Annotated in this window: 19 protein-coding genes; 12 read left to right on the forward strand and 7 right to left on the reverse strand. The window is 40.2% G+C overall.

What is annotated here, in order from left to right:
* The first annotated feature begins 156 nt into the window (after nt 1-156).
* Entirely contained in the window at nt 157-570 is a 414-nt protein-coding gene (locus tag ABJV04_RS04445) for a hypothetical protein (RefSeq protein WP_348490095.1), read from the forward strand.
* A gap of 12 nt (nt 571-582) precedes the next feature.
* Here ABJV04_RS04445 and ABJV04_RS04450 read toward each other — a convergent pair whose 3' ends face one another.
* Together ABJV04_RS04450 and ABJV04_RS04455 are read right to left on the reverse strand one after the other, a co-directional pair.
* The gene (locus ABJV04_RS04450; RefSeq protein WP_348490096.1) at nt 583-1,062 is read right to left on the reverse strand and encodes a DUF2919 domain-containing protein; all 480 of its coding nucleotides are present in this window, start codon (nt 1,060-1,062) and stop codon (nt 583-585) included.
* A gap of 53 nt (nt 1,063-1,115) precedes the next feature.
* Entirely contained in the window at nt 1,116-2,906 is a 1,791-nt protein-coding gene (locus ABJV04_RS04455; RefSeq protein WP_348490097.1) for a diguanylate cyclase, read from the reverse strand.
* Nucleotides 2,907-3,316: 410 nt separating this feature from the next.
* On the opposite strand from ABJV04_RS04455, the gene rimO reads away from it, so the two are divergent.
* Complete coding sequence (gene rimO, locus ABJV04_RS04460; RefSeq protein ID WP_348490098.1) at nt 3,317-4,723, forward strand: 30S ribosomal protein S12 methylthiotransferase RimO; 1,407 nt, start codon at nt 3,317-3,319, stop codon at nt 4,721-4,723.
* Nucleotides 4,724-4,835: 112 nt separating this feature from the next.
* Here the strand turns inward: rimO and rmuC are convergent, their stop codons facing one another.
* Complete coding sequence (gene rmuC, locus ABJV04_RS04465; protein WP_348490099.1) at nt 4,836-6,314, reverse strand: DNA recombination protein RmuC; 1,479 nt, start codon at nt 6,312-6,314, stop codon at nt 4,836-4,838.
* A gap of 111 nt (nt 6,315-6,425) precedes the next feature.
* Nucleotides 6,426-7,946 carry a fumarate hydratase gene (locus ABJV04_RS04470; protein WP_348490100.1) on the reverse strand — a complete coding sequence of 507 codons (1,521 nt, stop codon included), beginning with the start codon at nt 7,944-7,946 and terminating at the stop codon, nt 6,426-6,428.
* Nucleotides 7,947-8,071: 125 nt separating this feature from the next.
* On the opposite strand from ABJV04_RS04470, the gene pabB reads away from it, so the two are divergent.
* The 3 genes from pabB (at nt 8,072) to ABJV04_RS04485 (ending at nt 11,595) form a co-directional block, all read left to right on the forward strand.
* A complete protein-coding gene (gene pabB / locus ABJV04_RS04475; RefSeq protein WP_348490101.1) occupies nt 8,072-9,514 on the forward strand; it encodes an aminodeoxychorismate synthase component I in 1,443 nt (480 codons plus the stop codon).
* Entirely contained in the window at nt 9,511-10,095 is a 585-nt protein-coding gene (locus ABJV04_RS04480; RefSeq protein WP_348490102.1) for a CoA pyrophosphatase, read from the forward strand. The genes pabB and ABJV04_RS04480 overlap by 4 nt, the downstream gene beginning before the upstream one ends.
* A 126-nt stretch (nt 10,096-10,221) precedes the next feature.
* Complete coding sequence (locus tag ABJV04_RS04485; protein ID WP_348490103.1) at nt 10,222-11,595, forward strand: L-serine ammonia-lyase; 1,374 nt, start codon at nt 10,222-10,224, stop codon at nt 11,593-11,595.
* A gap of 37 nt (nt 11,596-11,632) precedes the next feature.
* Here the strand turns inward: ABJV04_RS04485 and cysB are convergent, their stop codons facing one another.
* Nucleotides 11,633-12,607, reverse strand: a complete 975-nt coding sequence (gene cysB / locus ABJV04_RS04490) for an HTH-type transcriptional regulator CysB (RefSeq protein ID WP_348490104.1) — start codon at nt 12,605-12,607, stop codon at nt 11,633-11,635.
* Nucleotides 12,608-12,793: 186 nt separating this feature from the next.
* Between cysB and ABJV04_RS04495 the strand changes: the two genes are divergently transcribed.
* The gene (locus ABJV04_RS04495) at nt 12,794-13,489 is read left to right on the forward strand and encodes a HAMP domain-containing sensor histidine kinase (RefSeq protein ID WP_348490105.1); all 696 of its coding nucleotides are present in this window, start codon (nt 12,794-12,796) and stop codon (nt 13,487-13,489) included.
* Between the two features lie 49 nt (nt 13,490-13,538).
* Nucleotides 13,539-14,306 (forward strand): hypothetical protein, encoded by a 768-nt coding sequence (locus ABJV04_RS04500; RefSeq protein WP_348490106.1) that lies wholly within the window; start codon nt 13,539-13,541, stop codon nt 14,304-14,306.
* Between the two features lie 85 nt (nt 14,307-14,391).
* Here the strand turns inward: ABJV04_RS04500 and ABJV04_RS04505 are convergent, their stop codons facing one another.
* Nucleotides 14,392-15,273, reverse strand: coding sequence for a LysR family transcriptional regulator (locus ABJV04_RS04505; RefSeq protein ID WP_348490107.1), 882 nt, complete (start codon nt 15,271-15,273; stop codon nt 14,392-14,394).
* Nucleotides 15,274-15,383: 110 nt separating this feature from the next.
* Here ABJV04_RS04505 and ABJV04_RS04510 point away from each other — a divergent pair, with 110 nt between their 5' ends.
* The 5 genes from ABJV04_RS04510 (at nt 15,384) to ABJV04_RS04530 (ending at nt 19,807) form a co-directional block, all read left to right on the forward strand.
* A complete protein-coding gene (locus ABJV04_RS04510; protein WP_348490108.1) occupies nt 15,384-16,097 on the forward strand; it encodes a CoA transferase subunit A in 714 nt (237 codons plus the stop codon).
* Nucleotides 16,097-16,753 carry a CoA transferase subunit B gene (locus tag ABJV04_RS04515; protein WP_348490109.1) on the forward strand — a complete coding sequence of 219 codons (657 nt, stop codon included), beginning with the start codon at nt 16,097-16,099 and terminating at the stop codon, nt 16,751-16,753. The genes ABJV04_RS04510 and ABJV04_RS04515 overlap by 1 nt, the downstream gene beginning before the upstream one ends.
* A gap of 259 nt (nt 16,754-17,012) precedes the next feature.
* Nucleotides 17,013-18,110 carry a tetratricopeptide repeat protein gene (locus ABJV04_RS04520; protein WP_348490110.1) on the forward strand — a complete coding sequence of 366 codons (1,098 nt, stop codon included), beginning with the start codon at nt 17,013-17,015 and terminating at the stop codon, nt 18,108-18,110.
* A gap of 2 nt (nt 18,111-18,112) precedes the next feature.
* Entirely contained in the window at nt 18,113-19,432 is a 1,320-nt protein-coding gene (locus ABJV04_RS04525) for a DEAD/DEAH box helicase (protein ID WP_348490111.1), read from the forward strand.
* Nucleotides 19,433-19,450: 18 nt separating this feature from the next.
* Nucleotides 19,451-19,807: a lactoylglutathione lyase gene (locus ABJV04_RS04530; RefSeq protein WP_348490112.1), complete on the forward strand. Its 357-nt coding sequence runs from the start codon at nt 19,451-19,453 to the stop codon at nt 19,805-19,807.
* Nucleotides 19,808-20,115: 308 nt separating this feature from the next.
* Here ABJV04_RS04530 and ABJV04_RS04535 read toward each other — a convergent pair.
* Nucleotides 20,116-21,036, reverse strand: a 921-nt coding sequence (locus ABJV04_RS04535; RefSeq protein ID WP_348490113.1) for a transposase, incomplete at its 5' end; no start/stop codon positions are given.

Here is a 21,036-nt window from a genome sequence, read left to right on the forward strand (position 1 = left end):
AAAAACAAAAATAACAAATCTTTAAGAAAAGAAATGAGCCAGTTTGCCGATATCAAACTGTGCACTAATTAAATCCATTGGAAAATTAGACAAAAAGCGAATATATCGCCACAATCACGTTACTGTAATAGACAATATTCATATTAAGGATGCTTCATGCGCATGACCCAAGAAGAACTCAATCAGTTGATGGCAGACAGTGCTCAAAACGCGATTGATACGACGTTGGATGAATTTAAACTTGTATTAGATGGCTCAGTTGAAAGTATCGCTTTAGTCGACGATGTAATTTTAGCCTGGATCGAAAGATACAAAGATCAAGCTTTGGAAAATGATGCAGTGTTCACGATATCTAATATTTATGGTGCATATCTAGGCGAAGTTTTTAAACAACTCGTTGGCGGAAATTGGCGCTATGATGAATCTGACAAAGATGCGCCCTATGTGGTAATGGAGTATTCTGGGAAATCTTATGCTTTTGCTGGCATTTGTTATCAAAGACTGGTTAATGACAGTCAAATTAGTGTTCAAGATTACTTTCAACAAGCTGTCGCAAACAGCGTTCAATAACCTCAAAAACAATTATGTGGGCTGTTTATCGGCCCAATCGGCTATCATGTAGCGTAAATGTCGACTTTTTAAAATCCAATATAACACCACAATATCAACCAACATCATTAACGCCACAGGCCAAGAAAATTGCCAATACTGACTGACCGAAATTTGCATTTGATGGGCTAAGTCGAGTAATACGGTCATAATCAAGCAAGGTTTAATTAAGCGTCGAACAAATTGCCACTTGCCATCCCACCACTTTTCTCTGTATGCCACTATGATGATGGCAAGAAGCGCTCCCCCACCAATCCCAAAACCGATGTATAGCTCGCTTTTTTGTGGATAAAATATTTCAAGTAATCCGTCTGCATCACGGAAGTTACTGAGAGAAAGCACAAAAATAACGTAGCTTTTTGCAAGAAATAAACAACTCCACCAAAAAAAACGAGGAGGTTTAATTCTTCCGGCTTCATCATAATGATTTAAGGGTAATAACAATTTCGACATCTTAGGCGTTTATAGATTTTAGGGGATCAAACCCTGAGTTGAGCCAACACAAATTATTCGCTTTCAGTTTGAATTCCTAGGGACAATAACATGTCATCAAGCACTTCATCTAAATCAACAAATGTTCCACTAGAAATATAAATACTCATACTAGAACGTATACTTACTTGCTGACCCTGTTGTTCCCCTAAAATTGTGTTTTCCAATGCATATCGCATACGTTCAAAAAATGATTTGGCTGAATCTTCTTCTATATCCGTCAAACAAACTATGAATTGTTCTGGTGCAAATCGTCCTAAAATATCTCTATCACGTGTTACCTGACTAAGGGTTAAAGATATTTGCTTTAACGCCAATTCGCTATTGGTCGCGCCTATTTGCCGATTCACATCGCGGAAATTGCCTAAATCAAATAACGCTAAAGCATTAGTGCGCCCTGGTGAGGGCTCTGGGACGCGTCTAATTTTAGCCAGGGCCGCTTTACTATTTAAAAGATTAGTAACCGTATCAAAGGACAAACTATTCAGGTAGCGGTGTCGTAACCAAAATATAATTGCCACAATAATAACCAAAAGCACACTGACGATGATGACGATGGTTTGTATACGCTCAAGCTTCGATGCTTGTAAACTAGCCTCTAAGCTTTGTATTTGACTATGCAAATTGGCAACACCAAGTATTTTACCTGATTCTTGCTGCTCAACTGTCTTATTGATCATTACATCTGAAAATGTATCAAAGGCCTTTTCAGCGCCTTCAATATCACCTAAAAACAAGTGTATTTGTACGATGAACTTCAAATAATCCTTATTTCTATTAATAAATAATTTATAACCATCACTGGTATTTTGTTCATCTTCTAAAAATTGTTGTAGGCATTCAACATCATTATCCTCGTAACACACAACCGCACTATACCAACGATACAAACTGTTAAATGTGGAACTGTTTATGGAATCAAGATAGATTTTCCACTTCGCCAAACTATAGCGTAATTGCTCAATGTTATTGGTTCGATAATGATAACCGGCTTCGGCAAAATACAACCAGACGTTAGATAACGCAGTGTCGACAGAGAGGTTTACGCGCTTAAACTCTTGTATTGCTTGTTCGGCTTTTTCAAAATTCCCAGCGGCCATATGAGACGAAATGACACTCATAAGTGTGGCGAGCAAATTGGAACTTGTGTAAGTGTTCAAACCTAATTCATAAGACTTCTGAAATTGTTCAGCGGCTAAAACTTGCTGACCAAGTGATGCGTAAAGAAGACCTATATTGTTATGGATGTGAGCTAAAGCCGCCTGATCATTTTTCAGTGCATAGGTTTCTAACAAAGCATACATTTTTCCAAGTTTGACACCATCATCCATGTCGGCATGACACACAGTGATCAAGCCCAATTGCGCGCTTAAATTGATCCCTTCAAAATTGTCACTGGAGAGCTGCTCTGCTTTTTCATAAAGCGCACAGCGTTCTAAATTTTCTTGGACATCATAAATGAAACCTAACTGATAAGTGGCCGATGCATAATATTCCATGGTTTGATTGACATCGGCGTTATTGAGAAGCTCAATTAAAGCCTGTTTAGCTTCCTCATGTTTACCAACACAAATTTGCCAATGGGTTTTCATCACCATAAGTTGGAATCGTTGCGTATCGCTCAACTCAGGAAAATTTAAATGGCGATCAATTGCTAGATTCGCATCATCTTCAGGACAATCATAGGGAGCCACAGTAGAGGTCAGAATAAAGTTATCAATCTCACTAATTTCGTCAGCAAAACCTACCGATGACGTAATCAGCAATACAATAAAAAAACAAAAATAGACTAGCTTTATAATCAAGATAATATCCGATTAGTAGTTAAAGAGAAGCAGTTATTCAGCATAATTTAATCATTCTTTTTATTATTTTTTGTTACTTGATTTTTGTTTTAAAGCTAAACACTGGAGCCCCTTAAAACCCTTACGTTTAGTTTAATTCTTTATAGTTTTAAGCACAAGATAGAATCAATGGTTTGGAGAAGCCGATTAAATGAGTAAAGGTCTTGCAACTGTAGCATTAAACTTAAAATCAGCTTTGTTTAAGTTTTTATTAGGCGCTATCGTCACAAAGGACAATCCTGTATAATCCTGCGCGTTAAATAATCAATTCAGCTAAGACAGTCTATATTGACTGCAAGTTAGATTAATTCCGTATTTTAATGTTTAAACCAATCTGTTTAAACAACACTAGTTACAGCACAAGGCGCAAGATGACCGTAGAAATCGTTAACCCCAAGCAAACCACAACCCTTGAAACACCAGTGAAGGTCTTGGAATCAAATACTGCAAATAAAGCAGCTTCGGGAACCAAGATAGGGTTTGTTAGCTTAGGTTGCCCTAAAAACTTAGTCGATTCGGAACGTATTTTGACTCAGTTACGCACCGAAGGATATGACGTCGTACCAACTTACAATGACGCGGAACTAGTGATTGTAAACACCTGTGGATTTATCGATTCTGCAGTGCAAGAATCATTGGATACCATAGGAGAAGCGCTTGCAGAGAATGGCAAAGTCATAGTCACTGGGTGTTTAGGAGTCAAAGAAGACGAAATTCGTGAAGTCCATCCCAATGTATTGGCGATTACTGGCCCGCACGCATATGAAAGCGTAGTCGAGCAAGTTCATTCACATCTACCGAAACCTAAACACGACCCTTTTATGCAGCTTGTGCCAGACCATGGCATTAAGCTTACCCCTAAACATTACGCCTATTTAAAGATTTCCGAAGGCTGTAATCATAGATGTACTTTTTGCATCATTCCTTCAATGCGAGGAGATCTAGTTAGTCGTCCTGTGGGTGACATTTTAGATGAAGCCACTCGATTGAAAAATGCCGGAGTCAAAGAGCTATTGGTCATTTCTCAAGATACTAGCGCTTACGGTGTTGATGTAAAATATCAAACGGGTTTCTGGGATGGAATGCCGGTGAAAACCGACATGCTAGGGTTATGTAAAAAGCTGGCGGAAATGGGCATTTGGGTGCGTTTGCACTATGTTTACCCCTACCCTTCAGTTGATAAAGTAATTCCATTAATGGCGGAAGGGAAAATATTGCCTTATTTGGATATCCCTTTTCAACATGCCACTCCTAGAATACTCAAGCTAATGAAACGTCCAGCGGCGGCTGAGAAAACCTTAGAGCGCATTAAAGCTTGGCGAGCCATTTGCCCACAATTAATCATCCGCTCCACTTTTATTGTAGGTTTTCCTGGCGAGACAGAAGAAGAGTTTCAACAGCTTTTGGACTTTTTAAGTGAAGCTCAATTAGACCGAGTTGGTTGCTTTAAATACTCGGACGTTGAGGGAGCTAAAGCGAATGATTTACCGGATCCAGTTTCCGAAGCAGTTAAACAAGAAAGGTTTGAACGCTTTATGGCTCTGCAATCTCAAATCAGTGCGGAAAAGCTGCAACAAAAAATAGGCTTGGAATATCAAATTCTGATAGACGAAGTAACCAGCGAAGGCGCTGTAGGACGTTGTTTCGCAGATGCTCCAGAAATAGATGGGCAGGTTTATTTAACTGATGAATTTGACGTTAACCCTGGCGATCTAATTTGGGGACAAATAATTCATGCTGACGAGCACGATATGTGGGCCGTAAAAGTGGAAGATTAACTTACTTTTATTATGCTGATGAGCAGTACGCTCTTCAGCTTCAATAACGGGCTGTCAATCAGCCCGTTATCCTAAGTACGGACACTTATAAGTACGAATACTTTTTATCCCCTTAACTTTCGCCTTTATCCTCTTGTGCTTGTTCAACTAATTCTTGTTTAAGGCGTTTATTGGTTTGCACCCCCAATTCGCGGAATTGTTCTATTTGACGAACAAGATTTCCTTTCCCTGAGACCAATTTATTGGTGGCTGCATCTACATGTTTCTGTACCGTTTCGACGGATTTACTGATTTTTTCAATATCATCTACAAAACCGTGGAATTTGTCATACAACTTGGCGGCTTGTGAGGCAATTTTCTGGGCATTTTGATTCTGATATTCGTATTGCCAAATGTTATTTATGGTCCGCAGAGCCACTAGTAAGTTGGTAGGGCTAACCAACATAATATTGTTGTCCAACGCCAACTTAACCAAGTCTGGGGCTTGATCTATGGCGACTAAAAACGCCGATTCGATGGGAATAAACATCAACACGTAATCGAGGGTGCGTATGCCTTTTAGATCTTGATAGTCCTTTTTCCCTAAGCCCTTAATGTGGTTGCGAATAGACTGGGTATGGGCCTGCAAAAATTGCTGGCGGGCAAGATCATCATCCTGACAATTAAAATAACGTTCGTAATCAGCCAGTGATACTTTGGAATCAATCACAATGTCTTTGTCGTTGGGTAGGTGCACCACTACATCCGGCTGATACAGTTTTCCTGATTCATTTTTCAGGCTCACCTGAGTATCGAATTCATGCCCTTCCCGCAATCCAGACTCGGTTAATATGCGCTCTAAAACAACCTCGCCCCAATTCCCTTGTTGTTTATTGTCGCCTTTGAGGGCTTTGGTTAACGCAGCAGCGTCTTGGGTAATTTGCTGGTTTAGCTGTTTAAGTCCTAAAATTTCTGTTTTAAGAGAGGCCCGTTCTTGCCCCTCTTTTACATATTGATCGGAAACCTGCTTTTTAAAGCCTTCTATTTGTTCTTTAAGAGGCGATAGTAGCGCATCTAATCCTGCTTGACTGGATTGTGTAAACTTCTGTTGTTTTTGTTCAAATATTTTATTGGCTAAATTTTCGAATTGTTCCTGCAAGCGTTTTTCAGCGCTAGTCAGTAAATCTAGTTTATCTTCTAAGGCGATTCGTTCTTGGGCAAAACTGGCCCCTTGGGATTCAAGTTGGGAATAATATTTATTAGATTTGTCGTTGGCCTTTTGCGCGTTTTCTTGCCAAGTTACTAGCTGCTTAGATAACTGCTCTATTTGTAAATCTTTTTGTTCCAATTCACCAAATTTTCGCTGTGCTATAAGTTGCTGTTCATGAGCCTGGTCAATTTTTGCCTGCATCTTTTCAAGTTCATCATGCTGCTGCAGAATTTGCCTTTCAAGTTGTTGACGATTGAGTTCTTGCTGTAATTGTAGCTCTTCTTTGTCAGCAGAGTGCTTTTGACGATTTATAATGTTGGTAATAAGCGCCCCAAATAACAGTCCTACAAATGCGGCACTGACTAACAGTAAAATGGTATTTTGATCTAAATCTACATTCATATTAACGGATTCTAATTATTGATGGTGGGTACATATTACGAAGCTTTCGAGTCAAGAAAATGAGTGCATCCCAGGCGAGATGCACTCTTGTAGCGTTTAAATAGACGATAATTACGCCTTGTATGATTCCTCTATTTTCACTTTCCAAATAGCCGGCCCAGTTTCGTGGGCATTTGCGCCACTACTATCCACAGCAACGGTTACTGGCATATCTTCAACATCAAATTCGTAGATTGCTTCCATACCTAAATCTTCAAATGCAACCACACGTGACTTTTTAATCGCTTTTGATACTAGGTACGCTGCGCCGCCCACGGCCATTAAATAAACGGCTTTGTGTTTAGCAATGCTATCCACAGTTGCAGGTCCGCGCTCGGCTTTACCGATCATGCCTATCAAACCAGTTTTTTCCAGCATCATGTCAGTAAACTTATCCATGCGCGTGGCGGTAGTTGGGCCTGCGGGACCAACGGCTTCATCACCAACAGCATCAACTGGGCCAACGTAATAAATAAAGCGGTTTGTAAGGTCTACCCCCTCAGGTAGCCCTTCACCATTGTCCATCATGGTTTGAATGCGTTTATGAGCGGCATCACGACCGGTCAACATTTTGCCTGAAAGTAAAACTGTTTCACCTACTTTCCAATCCAAAATATCTTCTTTGGTCACTTCATTTAAATTCACTCGGCGGGTATTTTCACCCACTTCCCAAGTGATATCTGGCCAGTCTTCTAATTTAGGTGGCGTCAATTCAGCCGGGCCACTGCCATCAAGATGGAAATGAGCGTGACGAGTAGCAGCACAATTGGGGATCATAGCAATAGGTTTTGACGCTGCATGGGTAGGCACTGATTTAATTTTGATATCTACAACAGTGGTCAACCCACCTAACCCTTGTGCACCGATACCAAGGTCGTTAACTTTTTTAAATATATCCAAACGCAGTTTTTCTTCAGTAGTTTCTGCGCCGCGTTCCATTAACTCTTGAATATCAACAGGATCCATTAAGCTTTCTTTGGCCAATACTGCAGCTTTTTCCGCAGTACCACCAATTCCTATTCCTAACATGCCTGGCGGACACCAGCCCGCGCCCATTGTGGGTAGGGTTTTGACCACCCAATCAGCGATGTCATCACTTGGATTAAGCATCACCATTTTTGATTTATTTTCAGAGCCGCCGCCTTTAGCCGCGATCATCACTTCAATACCTTCACCTGGTACCATATCAATATGTACTACTGCCGGGGTGTTATCTTTAGTGTTTTTACGCGCACCTGCAGGGTCAGATACAATCGACGCTCTAAGTGGGTTGTCAGGATTGAGGTAAGCACGACGAGTTCCTTCATCGACCATTTGTTGAACCGTCATGTCAGTCTTATCCCATTGCACGCCCATTCCAACCTTAACAAAACAGGTAACAATACCTGTATCTTGGCAAAGGGGACGTTTACCTTCAGCAGACATACGAGAGTTAATTAGAATCTGCGCCATGGCATCTTTTGCTGCCTGACTTTGCTCTCTGTTGTAAGCCGCTTCTACCGCTTTTACATAATCTATAGGGTGATAATAGGAAATAAATTGTAATGCATCTTCAATGCTATCAATTAAATCTTGCTGACGAATGAGTGCCATAGGTGCCTCTAAATCAATTGTAGGGAAGTTTTTTGTGTCTTAAATATCCGCCAATATGATACCCTCTTGGAATCAATTGCTCCATCGCTAAACGCGTATAATTTAAATTTGTTGGTAAAATTTTCATGCAGCATAGCGCTTGTAAAAGCTCTCGTATTCAAACACTTGCTATTCCACCCTCCACAGACATCACGGAATTGTTTGCCCATTACTGTCAATCTAAATGGTCTATTTTGCTGGATTCAGCAAATAGCACCCACAAAAATGCGCGTTTTGATATTTTTGTCGCCAAACCTATTGCTGCGATAACCGCATATCAAAATTCTTGTGAAATTGAGTACTTCTATGATCATCTAAATGATTATTCGCCGATAGAAAAAGTGGAAAAAATAACCGGCCAACCCATTGCCATTTTACGAACCTTGCTGCAATCAAGCCTTCCCAAAGAGCAGCCAACAGCTAAAGACAGAGATCGCCTATTACCTTTTACCTGCGGTGCCATGGGCTATTTTGGTTACGACTTAGGTCGTTGTTATGAAACCTTGCCTAACGTTGCAAAAAGTGTCTATCAAAGCCCTGACATGGCTGTAGGCATTTATAGTTGGAGTGTCATCAAAGACAACCACACTGGATTATTTTACCTAACAGATATCCCTAGCCTGCCGGCGCCAACTACAGCAGAAATTGAAAGCCTATTGAACCGTCCTTTGTGTGAAAAAACTCAGGGGAAATGGCAATTGAAAACGCCTTGGCAATCAAATATGTTAAAGAATGAGTATGTGGCTAAGCTGCAAAATATTCTAGATTACTTGCGCGCAGGAGATTGTTATCAGGTCAATTTGGCGCAACGTTTTCACGCACAGTTTAGTGGATCGACTTGGCAAGCCTACCTAACACTTAGAAAGTCCAATCAAGCTCCTTTTTCTGCTTACATTCAACTTGTAAACAGCACTGTGTTAAGTATTTCGCCGGAACGGTTTTTAAAGGTAAAAGACAGCCAAGTGGAAAGCCAACCTATAAAAGGCACACGCCCCCGCTCAACAAACCCAAACACAGATCTAAGCAATATCGAAGCTTTAAAAAACTCAACAAAAGATCGAGCTGAGAATTTAATGATAGTGGATTTATTACGAAATGATTTGAGTAAAGCCTGTGAAGACCACTCGATTCAAGTCCCTGAGCTTTTTGCCATAGAATCCTTTGAAGCGGTTCATCACCTTGTGAGTACGGTTACTGGAAGATTAAATAGCAGTGATGATAGTCTAAGCTTGTTACAAGGTGCTTTTCCGGGCGGTTCCATCACTGGTGCACCTAAAATACGAGCCATGCAAATAATTGATGAGTTAGAGCCTCATAGAAGAAATATCTATTGCGGCAGTATTGGTTATATAAATAGAAACGGTGATATGGATACAAGTATTTGTATTCGTACTTTATTATGTGAAGATTCACAGATATATTGTTGGGCAGGAGGTGGAATTGTTTTAGATTCAGCTCCTGAAGATGAATATCAAGAAAGTTTAGATAAGGTGTCGAAAATTTTACCCATTTTGGAAAACGACCTATGAATAAAGAAGAATTTATTCGTCGCTTTCAACATATTAGAAAAATTAAACCAGAAGCAGATTTCCCGTTAACTGAAATAGGTAAACCTGCTGCTGTTCTGATCCCAATTATAGAGCGCGCAGATCAATTAACCGTTTTATTCACCCAACGAGCTATGCATTTAAAAAATCACCCCGGTCAAGTTAGCTTTCCAGGTGGGAAACTAGAGAAAAGCGATATTGACCTGGCTCACACCGCGCTGCGGGAAACAGAAGAGGAAATCGGACTTACCCCAGAGAAAATAACCCTCATTGGTAGCTTACCCAAATATCGTACTGTCAGCCGTTTTGAAGTCACGCCTTTTTTGAGTTTTGTACAACCTGAGTTTGAACTCATTCTGGATAGAAACGAAGTTGACAATGTGTTTGAAGTGCCCTTATTACACCTTATAAACAAACAAAATCATTTTATTCACTGGGTCAATCGCGGCCAAATTAAACATCCTATTTATTTTATCACTTGGCAGGATAAAACCATTTGGGGAGCAACAGCTTCGTTCGTCAGACTGCTGTCAAATCACATAGATTATGAATCCCTAGATTAGACTGTATAAGTTTTATTTACGCTGTCATTAACAATTCTCGTCTAAAAATCCCCTGTAAACACTTGCCCTCCTGAGTAACTATCAGCATAGTATTGTGATATTCATTTTAGCGAGGAAAATACGGTAATGATCAGCGTTTTTGACATGTTTAGTATTGGTATCGGCCCATCGAGTTCACATACAGTAGGACCCATGCGCGCCGCAAATGCCTTTTGTCAGCAACTATCTTCAGACAATTTGCTATCCAACGTTGATCAAGTTTGTGTTGAACTATTTGGCTCTCTTGGTCAAACCGGAAAAGGTCACGGCACCGGAAAAGCAGTGATTTTAGGCTTAATGGGATTCGACCCAGAAACCGTTGACGTATCCAAGGTTGAAACGTGGTTATCTGACATTCAGCAGTCTCAACAAATTAACTTATTCGGTATCCACAAAGTCAAGTTTCCTCGGGAAGGCGCTATTGTATTTCATCGCCGTAAAACCTTACCTTTGCATTCAAATGGTATGACCATTCATGCCTACCAAAATAAACAACTTGTTATTAGTCAAACCTATTACTCTATTGGCGGTGGATTCATTGTCAAAGAAGAGGACTTTCAATCTGTTAAAGACATGTCGTTGGAAAAGCAGCAAAAACCCTTACCTTTTCCGTTTGCAAGTTCCTTTGAATTAATTAAACAGTGCAAAGAAAACGGCCTTTCAATTAGCGCATTGATGTTAGAGAACGAATCCACGGTGCAGCCTAAAGCAGATGTCATCGATAAACTCTGGAAAATTTGGCAGGTCATGCTGGAATCTGTGAATAACGGCATTCACACTGAGGGGATCTTACCTGGTGGCCTTAAAGTGACTCGCCGGGCCCCTGCCCTTTATCGGCGCTTAGAAACTGAGCAAACAGCAGATCCAATGCAAGCTATGGATTGGGTTAACCTTTTTGCATTGGCAGTAAACGAAGAAAATGCTGCCGGTGGAAGAGTGGTTACCGCGCCGACCAATGGTGCTGCTGGCATCATTCCAGCAGTGTTGTGTTATTTTGACAAATTCGTCCGCAAAGTGGAAAAACCAACCGCAGCGAGGTATCTGCTTACCGCGGCAGCAATCGGTATTTTATATAAAAAGAACGCGTCAATCTCGGGTGCAGAGGTAGGTTGCCAAGGTGAAGTTGGCGTTGCTTGCTCCATGGCCGCGGGTGCTTTAACGGAAATCATTGGTGGCTCTGTGGATGCGGTGGAAAATGCTGCTGAGATCGGCATGGAACATAATTTGGGGCTAACTTGTGATCCCGTAGGCGGCTTGGTACAAGTACCTTGTATTGAACGTAATGCCATGGGCGCAATAAAAGCCATTAACGCGTCACGATTAGCCTTGAGAGGCACTGGCCAACATAAAGTGTCCCTAGACAAAGTGATTAAAACCATGTGGGACACGGGTAATGATATGAAGTCCAAATACAAAGAAACCGCACGAGGCGGTTTAGCGGTAAATATAATAGAGTGTTAACTGGTTAGATTTGCTCTAAATTAGCGTGCTTTACCCGTTACTTAACGGGTAAAGTTAGGCCTTTAAACATCTTCTCTACTTCATCATTATTCTTTTGCATCATCGCACGCTCAACCACATCTTTGGTTAAGTGTGGGGCAAATCGTTCGATAAATTCATACATATAGCTGCGTAAGAATGAACCTTTCCTAAAGCCAATTTTAGTGGTGCTATACTCGAATAAGTGGCTAGCATCTATTTTAACCAAATCATTATCGAGTTTGTCATCTACTGCCATAGAGGCAATAACACCCACTCCAACTCCCAACCTGACGTAGGTTTTAATCACGTCAGCATCTGTTGCTGTAAAAACAATTTTAGGTTCTAGCCCGGCTCGGTCAAACGCTTGGTCTAATTCGGATCGTCCGGTAAAACCAAACACATAGGTGACTAATGAATATTCAGCAATGTCTTGAATGGTAATTGTGGTCTTTTTCGCTAATGGATGATCGCGATTAACGATGATACTGCGATTCCAGTGATAACAAGGCAACATGACTAAGTCGTTATACAAATGCAAGGCTTCAGTTGCAATGGCAAAGTCAGCCTCACCTTTAGCCGCCAAATCGCTAATTTGCGATGGCGTACCTTGATGCATGTGCAATGATACTTTTTTGTATTTGCCCATAAACCCTTTAATCACGTCAGGCAGTGCATAGCGTGCTTGAGTATGGGTAGTCGCGATATTCAATTTACCTTGGTCAGGTAAAGTGTGCTCTCTGGCTACAGCTTTAATACTTTCTACTTTTGCCAAAATTTCACGTGAAATATTAATCACGTCTTGGCCAGCATCAGTCACATGAGTAAGATGTTTACCGCTACGACCAAAAATCTGGACGCCTAACTCATCTTCTAGCATGCGAACTTGTTTACTTATCCCCGGTTGCGAGGTGTATAAATTTTCTGCCGTAGCAGAAACATTCAGATTGTTGTTTAAGACTTCAACAATATATCTTAGTTGCTGTAATTTCATTTTTATTAACCAAGTGCCTTTGAGAACATATAGATATGTGAATAACATATTTGCACTAGGTTACATTAATTCCATAAAATTTTAATAAAAATCTGCTTTTTTATTCCAGTTAAGTAAAATTTTTGGTAAATATCCCTCAGTTCAGGGATACTAAATCTTTTGTAGCCTAGTTCAACGAGTAATACAGTGACAGTAAAAGAGCAGCAATTAATTGACTTTTCCACCGTACTAGCCGCAGCCGTGCACGATATGAAAAGTTCACTAAATCTCTTACAACAGTCTATTGATGGTCTAAATAAAACAATCGAACCAGGAAATCGCTCTGCTCAGCAATTTTTGTCCAATGCTCACTACGAATCTTCACGTTTAAATACAGGATTAGTACAACTTTTGTCTTTATATAGGGCGGAAATGGAAAACCTGCCGATAAATGTAGATGAGTGCTTTATTGACGATTTGTTGGAAAACATTTTTATTACCCATGAACATTATTTGGGGCATAAAAATATGACACTGGAAATCGAGCAAACTCCAGGACTGGTGCGTTATTTAGATCAAGACTTAATTCATCTTCTGTTAAATGACATTTTAGTAAATGCTATACGCTATGGCAGTTCAACCTTGTTAGTGTCTGCTTATGAAGAAGACGACTGGTTGGTGATTAAAGTAGAAGATGATGGTGATGGTTATCCGAGTAAAATGTTAGAGAACAACGAAATTGAAATGCAAGACATTAAATTGAGTAACGGGCGAACAGGTTTAGGAATATTTTTTGCTAGATTAATAGCTTCAGCTCACCGCCGAGGTGATAAGAAAGGCGAGATAGTGCTATCCAATGGCGGAAAATTAGGCGGCAGTGTGTTTACACTTAAGTTGCCTTAACATTCGGTTTTATAGAAAAAAGTCAGTTGTTACAGGATTTAAAGGCTAAATGATTTTTCCTATCATAATAATTTTAATAGTCTCGTTAGTGGTGGTCGCAATCGTGGTGAACGCATTGCAGCAGCACAAAGAAAAAATCGAGGCAGAAAAGCGGACTGAAATTGCCAAACAAAAATCGGTGATTGATGAAACCGAAGATATCCTAATGACTGTAGATACTATCCCTGTATCTCAACGGTTAGTTGCCGTGTTGCAAAATCGTATTCTCAATGCCTTAAAAATTATGTATGAACTCAACCCGAGCATCCCAGAATTAAAGCAACGGATAAAACAGAGTCAAGATCGACTAAAAATGGTTGATATGGAGTCTCCGCCCCCAAGTCACGATAACTTTGTCTTACCTGATAGTGACAAAATGGTTATTCAATATATCCAAGCCGTGAAAAAGTTTCGCTCGTTATTGCGCTCGGAACATGCAAAAGGAAAGGTAGATACACAATTATATAGTTTAGAAGACAGACAACTTTCCGCGTTGCAGATTAAGGTCAATGTTGAGACGCTTGCGAAGCGTGGTAACTCGGCTTTGCAATCCAATATGTTAGGGTCTGCCCGTCAGTACTTTGAAAAGGCAATTGCTGCCCTAGAAGCACAAAACCAGCCCGACCAATACAATATAGAACGTAAAGCCGCTCTAGAAGAGCGTTTGAAAGTTATTCAGGATAACCTGCGTAATGCGAACGCCAAAGATAGACAGAAAAAACAAGAAGAAGAAAGGGATGAATTAGACGAATTATTTGCGCCTAAGAAAAAATGGTAAAACCACTTCTTTATATTGGTTAGTAATCGTGATGTTTCTTGTCTTTACTATTTTGAATTTACTATTTTGAAATAGCTATTCTGGATTAACTCTTTTGAATGAGTAATTGCCATAAGGTTTCAGCTGGCACAGACAGGGATTTTCTTGATGCCTTAACCATCCCAATTCGTCGAACTAGATTTTCACCTTCAATGGGTAAACACACCAGTTCCGTATGACTGAATTGCTGCTGACAAATACCCGGTACAACTGAGACGCCAATATCTTGTTTTACGCATTCGCCTAAGGTCGCCAATTGATTAGCCTCAGCCACAATATTCAAATCGATACGATTAATTTGTGCAAAGTCTTCTATCCATTTCCTTACTGATGAGCCCCTATTCAATACCACAAACGGATACTCACACAATTGCTGCCAAGTTACTTTTGCACATTTTGAAAGAGGATGATTTGAGGCAACAACCGCAATAAACTTGTTAGTCATCAAAGGGTGAAAATCCAATCCATCCAACTGATCATTTTCAAAGGTAAATCCAATTTCAGCCCGCCCATCACGAACCGAGTCAATCACATTTTCCATCACCACATCACGAATCGTTAGGTTGATGTCTTGCCATTTTTGATGAAACGACTTTAATACGCCAGGCAAAATACTGCTGGCAAAAGATGGCATAGCTGCAATGGTTAGCCGCCCTCTTTGCATGGCAAACAAATCTTGCATGTCAGCAATAGCCGTTTCCCAATCATGCATTAATCGTTTAGCTACGGGCACGAACTCCCTACCTTCATGACTCAGTTGAACTTTACGAGTGGTTCGCGAAAATAGTGCGCCGCCCAAAAAAGTTTCTAGCTTTTTAATTGATGTGGATAACGCAGGTTGTGATAGGTGCACTTTTTCTGCCGCTTCTGCAAAAGTGCTAGAGCGCGCCAACGTTATAAAACATTGCAATTGTTTGTAGGACAACATTAACTGAACCTATTGATAAAAAATATTTATTAATAGGCATATTAAATCAATTTCACTTTAATTCAAGTTGGATTAATACTAAGTTAAATTTATGTAAAGAAGAGGCTTTTATGAGCGGATTTAATAAAGTTGTTACCAGCTATGATGACGCATTAGCAGGCTTACAAGACGGCATGACAGTTATTGCCGGTGGATTTGGTTTGTGTGGTATCCCCGAAGGTTTAATTGCCCAAATAAAGGCTATGGGAACCAAAGATCTTACCGTTGTTTCCAACAACTGTGGTGTTGATGGCTTTGGGTTAGGCTTGTTACTTGAAGATAAACAAATAAGCAAAATGATTTCTTCTTATGTGGGAGAAAACGCCTTATTTGAAAAGCAATTATTAGACGGTGAGTTAGAAGTTGAACTTACTCCTCAGGGCACCTTAGCTGAAAAAATGCGCGCCGGTGGGGCTGGAATTCCAGCATTTTATACGGCAACGGGTTACGGTACTCCAGTTGGTGAAGGCAAAGAAGTTAAAGAGTTTAATGGCCGTCCCTATATTTTAGAAGAGTCCATTACTGGCGACTTTGCTATCGTCAAAGCTTGGAAAGCGGATATTTTTGGAAACTGTATCTATCGTCATACTGCCCAGAATTTTAATCCCATGGCAGCAACGGCAGGCAAAATCACTATTGTAGAAGTAGAAGAGATTGTTCCTCCAGGTGCTATTCCACCAAGTCAAATTCAGACTCCAGGTATTTATGTGAATCGAGTCATCCAAGGTGAATTTGAAAAACGAATTGAACGTCGTGTTGTTGCAAAAACTCAAGGAGAAATCTAATGGCTTTATCTCGAGATCAAATTGCTATGCGCGTTGCTCAAGAGTTTCAAGACGGAGATTATGTGAATCTTGGTATTGGTATTCCAACTCTTGCAGCTAATTATGTACCTGAAGACGTTGCTGTGATGTTGCAATCAGAAAATGGCTTATTAGGAATGGGACCAAACCCAACCGAAGAGCAACTTGATGCTGATATGATAAACGCAGGAAAAGAAACCGTCACTGCTATTACTGGAGCGTCTATTTTTAATTCTGCTGAAAGCTTTGCAATGATTAGAGGCGGCCATGTAGATTTTACCGTGTTAGGTGCCTTTGAAGTCGACTCTAGCGGCAACATAGCATCTTGGATGATCCCCGGTAAATTGATAAAAGGCATGGGCGGAGCTATGGATCTGGTCGCCGGTGCTAAAAACATCATAGTGACCATGACCCACGCAGATAAATATGGTAACTCAAAACTATTGGAGAGTTGCACGTTACCCTTAACAGGCGTGAATTGTATCAACAAGATTATTACTGATTTAGCCGTGGTTGAAGTCAAAGACGGTGCATTTCATTTATTAGAGCTTGCGCCTGGCGTGTCTGTAGATGAAGTAAAAGAAAAAACAGCTGGAAAACTAGTCGTCAGCGACTCAGTTAAAGAAATGGTATTTTAAACCAGTTTTAAAGTGCAATTGAGGGATATGTTCCCTGCCCTCAATTGCACTATTTTCTTTGTATTTTTTAAAAAATTTAATTACCCGCTCCAACCTAATCCCTGTATAGACAGGTTAAGATTAACGATACTTAAATTGCCTTATCTCAATCAATTATTGTTTACGGTCAACTTAAATTGATTACTTTTAAACCCCGTTCCATTACAATCTACGAACTACTCCTTCGCTATTTATAAACACACTTAACTCGAGACTCATTTTGAACAAAGCAATATTTAAGGCTGCATTGTATTTGATTTTTGTTTTTCCTTGCTACGCAAATAAACAAATCTTAGCCATGCCTATTCAAGATAAGTTACAAGAAGCCAGAGACTATTTATCTGTTTTACCAGAAAGATCCCTAGCCATTTTAAGTAACCAAAATCATCTATTAAACATTGATAGTCGGGAAACGTTAGCGGATTGGTATGATGCAAAATTAATTGCCGCAATAAGAGTGGCAAATTTACAGCAGATCTATTTAACCCTTTTAGAAATAAGTGAACTACAAAATACAGCATTTTTCCAAGAACATAGCTCTACAACGTTTAACGGTATCGGCATTTGGATGCGTCGTTCTGGTTTTCTTAAGCAAGCTAAAATAAGTTACGCATGTAGTTTAGAAAATAGCAAAACGGAAAGAGCTAAAATTTCACCTATGTTAAATCTGGGCATAGTAGAAACGAAGTTAGGTAATAATGCTCGCGCCAAGCAACTTTATAATTTGGCGTTTAATACCGCAGAAAAATATGAAATGGAGAATATATTTGCGGTTGTCGAGAACAGTCTCGGCAACATCGCCTTATCTGAGGGGAATTATCCAGAAGCAGAACGTCTATATGCCAGCGCTTTAGAACGCAATGAAAAACTAATGCGCCGTTCAGGTGAATTAACCAGTGGATTAAATTTATTATTAAGTTTTTTGTATCAAGACAAGTTAGATTTATTTACGCGTTTATCTGGACGGATAGAACGAAAACTTAAACGCTCAGAAATTGGCATAAAAACAGCGACGTTCGAAATTTTGAAAGCGGTCTATACTGCAAGAATAGATGAAGCTGCAACATCAGATTTGACTGAAGTGATAGCTAGAAATATGAAAATGATCAAAGATAAATCCCTTCAGAAACTATTAAGCGACCTTATTGGGGTTTATGGATTAGCTTGGGATGATAAAATCATTGAGGGCAATCAAGCCCAGCGAGATCATTTACAAGCACGATATCCCAGTTGCGATTGGGAGAAGTTTTCAGATGAAAACTATATCTCTGTGTTAATATCTCAATTTGACCAAACTCAAGCCCTTAAAGAGAACTAACTTTGCAATTTAACGATTTCCCCTTAGACCATAGAATTTTAAAAGCCTTAGAAGTAAAAGGATTTGAAGAAGCCACTGACATTCAGGCTAAAGCCATTGGCCAGGGCTTGCTGGGCAAAGACTTGCTTGCTTCCTCCAAAACTGGCTCAGGGAAAACACTGGCGTTTTTGATTCCGGCTTTACAACGTGTATTTAAGCAACGGGCATTGAGCAGAAAAGATCCTAGAGTACTGATCTTAGCACCGACCCGAGAGTTGGCAAAACAAGTGTTCATGCAGCTCAAATGGTTGATTGCTAATCAAAATATTTTTGCGACTCTAATATTAGGTGGTGAAAACTTCAATGACCAAGTTAAAGCATTAAAACGCAACCCACAATTTGTGGTAGGAACAGCGGGTCGAATTGCAGATCATGTAAAAGGCAAAAGTCTATATTTGAATGGGCTAGAATTGCTTATCTTAGATGAAGCCGATCGTATGTTAGATTTAGGTTTCGCCGATGAATTAAAATTAATTGACCGCTGTGCTGATCATAGAAAGCGTCAAACTATGATGTTCTCTGCCACTTTAGATTCCGCAGAGTTACATTATTTAACCGAAAGAATGTTGAATGCCCCTCAACGCATTAGTGTGGGCGACTCAAGAGAACAACACCTCGATATAGAACAGCAATTTTACTTGGCTGACCATTTAGATCATAAAATTTTATTGCTCAAAAAATTGCTAGAAAATGCAGATAACAAACAAGTCATTGTGTTTACAGCGACCAGAGAAGACACTGAGAAATTGTCCTTATTATTGTCGGCCGATGGCATAGATAGCGCAGCTTTGAGCGCCAGTTTAAGCCAATCTCAACGAAGTAACATTATGAATGCCTTCAGTCGTGGTCAGCATCAAGTATTAGTCACCACTGACGTAGCCTCACGAGGCTTAGATCTTAGAAAAGTTGAGTGGGTAATCAATTTTGACCTGCCCAAACTGGCAGACGAGTATATTCACCGTATCGGTCGTACTGGTCGAGCCGGTAATAAAGGCAACGCTGCGTCGCTTGTTGGACCTAAAGATTGGCAAAGTTTTATCGCCATTAAAGGCATTTTGCAACAAAGTATTAGCTTTAGTGTATTTGAAGGGCTAGAAGGAAAGTTCAAGGGACTTAAACCCCTTAAACAACGAGCACTAAAAGGTGCCCCACAGAAAAAAGCCAAAAAAGTCGCGCCTCAAAATGCGCCTAAACCGCAAAAGCGTATCCGCGCCCAAGAAGGTGTTGATGTGGGTCACATACCCATGCGCAAAAAAGCAAGACCTGCGGACTCTGAAGAGTAAACATCAGGAAGCCGCCGAATGCAGGTTGAAGATATAAAAGTATTTATTCCCAGTTTAGATTATGACAAATCAATTAGTTTTTATAATCAACTGGGATTTAATTGTGACTACGTCACTGACGATCTAACCTTGTGCAAAAACGGCGAGTGTTATTTCTTTATACAACGCTTTTATAATCAGCAACTAGCTGAAAACTTAATGCTGCAAATATGCGTTAGCGATATTCAAGAAGCCTACGCATTAGCCCAAAAGTCACAATACAAAACCAAATTATCAGAGATTCAAAACGAACCTTGGGCTAGCGTTTTTTACCTATGGGGCCCCGCTGGAGAATTACTGCACATAACCCAACTGAATAATCCACAACTGCAGTAGCTTTTTCTAGATTTAGTCTATTCTAGGTATTATTTTCTAGGTATGGACAGGCATCTTTTAAGTATTCTAGATTTAAGCTTATTCAGTCTAGATTTGGACAGTCACCTTTCTAAGTAGTAAAGACCGTGGCTCATAACTATTAATGGTTTCTATCAAAAAGGTTTTAATACGCCCATTATTTAGATAAACAGAGGAGACAAGTTCATTTTTTGCCGAATGTGCGCTTTTGAGTTGAAATTACGGTGATTTAAAGAGTATTTCTTGTGTAATGAAACAATTGAAATGAATAAGTGACTTTAGGGGAAACGTTAGACTAAAGAACTCTTTTGCCGCCGTTTTCGTTTATAGCGTTTTAAAGTGTCTATTTGTCCAGCAGCCACACTAAAATTAGTTTCAAACGTTAAAAACATATCTTGCCAGGTGTGTTCATCCATTCCTAAACGCTGCAAAATGGGTGATTCCCCTATATCAATTGCCCCTCGTTTATCAGGATTAAGACTGCGACCAGATAGGTCAACTAATTTCATATATTCGATTAAGCTCAAGGTTAACCCCTGCGGTTGTGGCTCTTTTGGGTTACCAATAAAGGGCATTAATGTAGATGGCTGATACCCTTTTTTAAAATCGTGAATACGACGTTGAATACTGGTGTGATTAGATGACTCTGGGGTTGTGGCCATTTTTGCTCGTATAGGGTTTAAATCCACATACACCATACAGGCTGCTAAGGCATGCTCATCTAACAGTGCTTGTGATTTGAATCGTCCTTCCCAAAAGTGACCGGTACAGTCGTCTTCTTGGTTCGCTTGTCGAGCAATCGGCTCATTCAATTCTCGCATAAACCAGCTAATATCGGTTAATCGACTTCGATAGACTGACAAGGTTGAATGTAGCGTGATTTGTTCAGCGTCGGTGAACTCTGGAGCTTCTTTTGAGGCGAACCTTTGCGAGAGCAAGGTGCCTTTGTGAAGCTTGTGCCAGCGCAGCGCAATCTCTCTATCCGTCCAGTGTTTTGCTTTGTCTGAATTCACATGTAACACCACATGGGTGTGATTACTCATCACCGCATAGGCACAGACTTCAATGGCAAATACGGTGGTTAAAAATAGCAACCTGTCCTCTACCCACTGACGACGATGCTCATAGCTTTTCCCTGTTAGTTTATCTTCTCCACACAAATAAGCGCGCCGAACACAGCGAGATACACAATGATAATAAGGGGTATCGGA

This window comes from Aliiglaciecola sp., assembly GCF_039982535.1.
Classification (GTDB): Bacteria; Pseudomonadota; Gammaproteobacteria; order Enterobacterales; family Alteromonadaceae; genus Aliiglaciecola.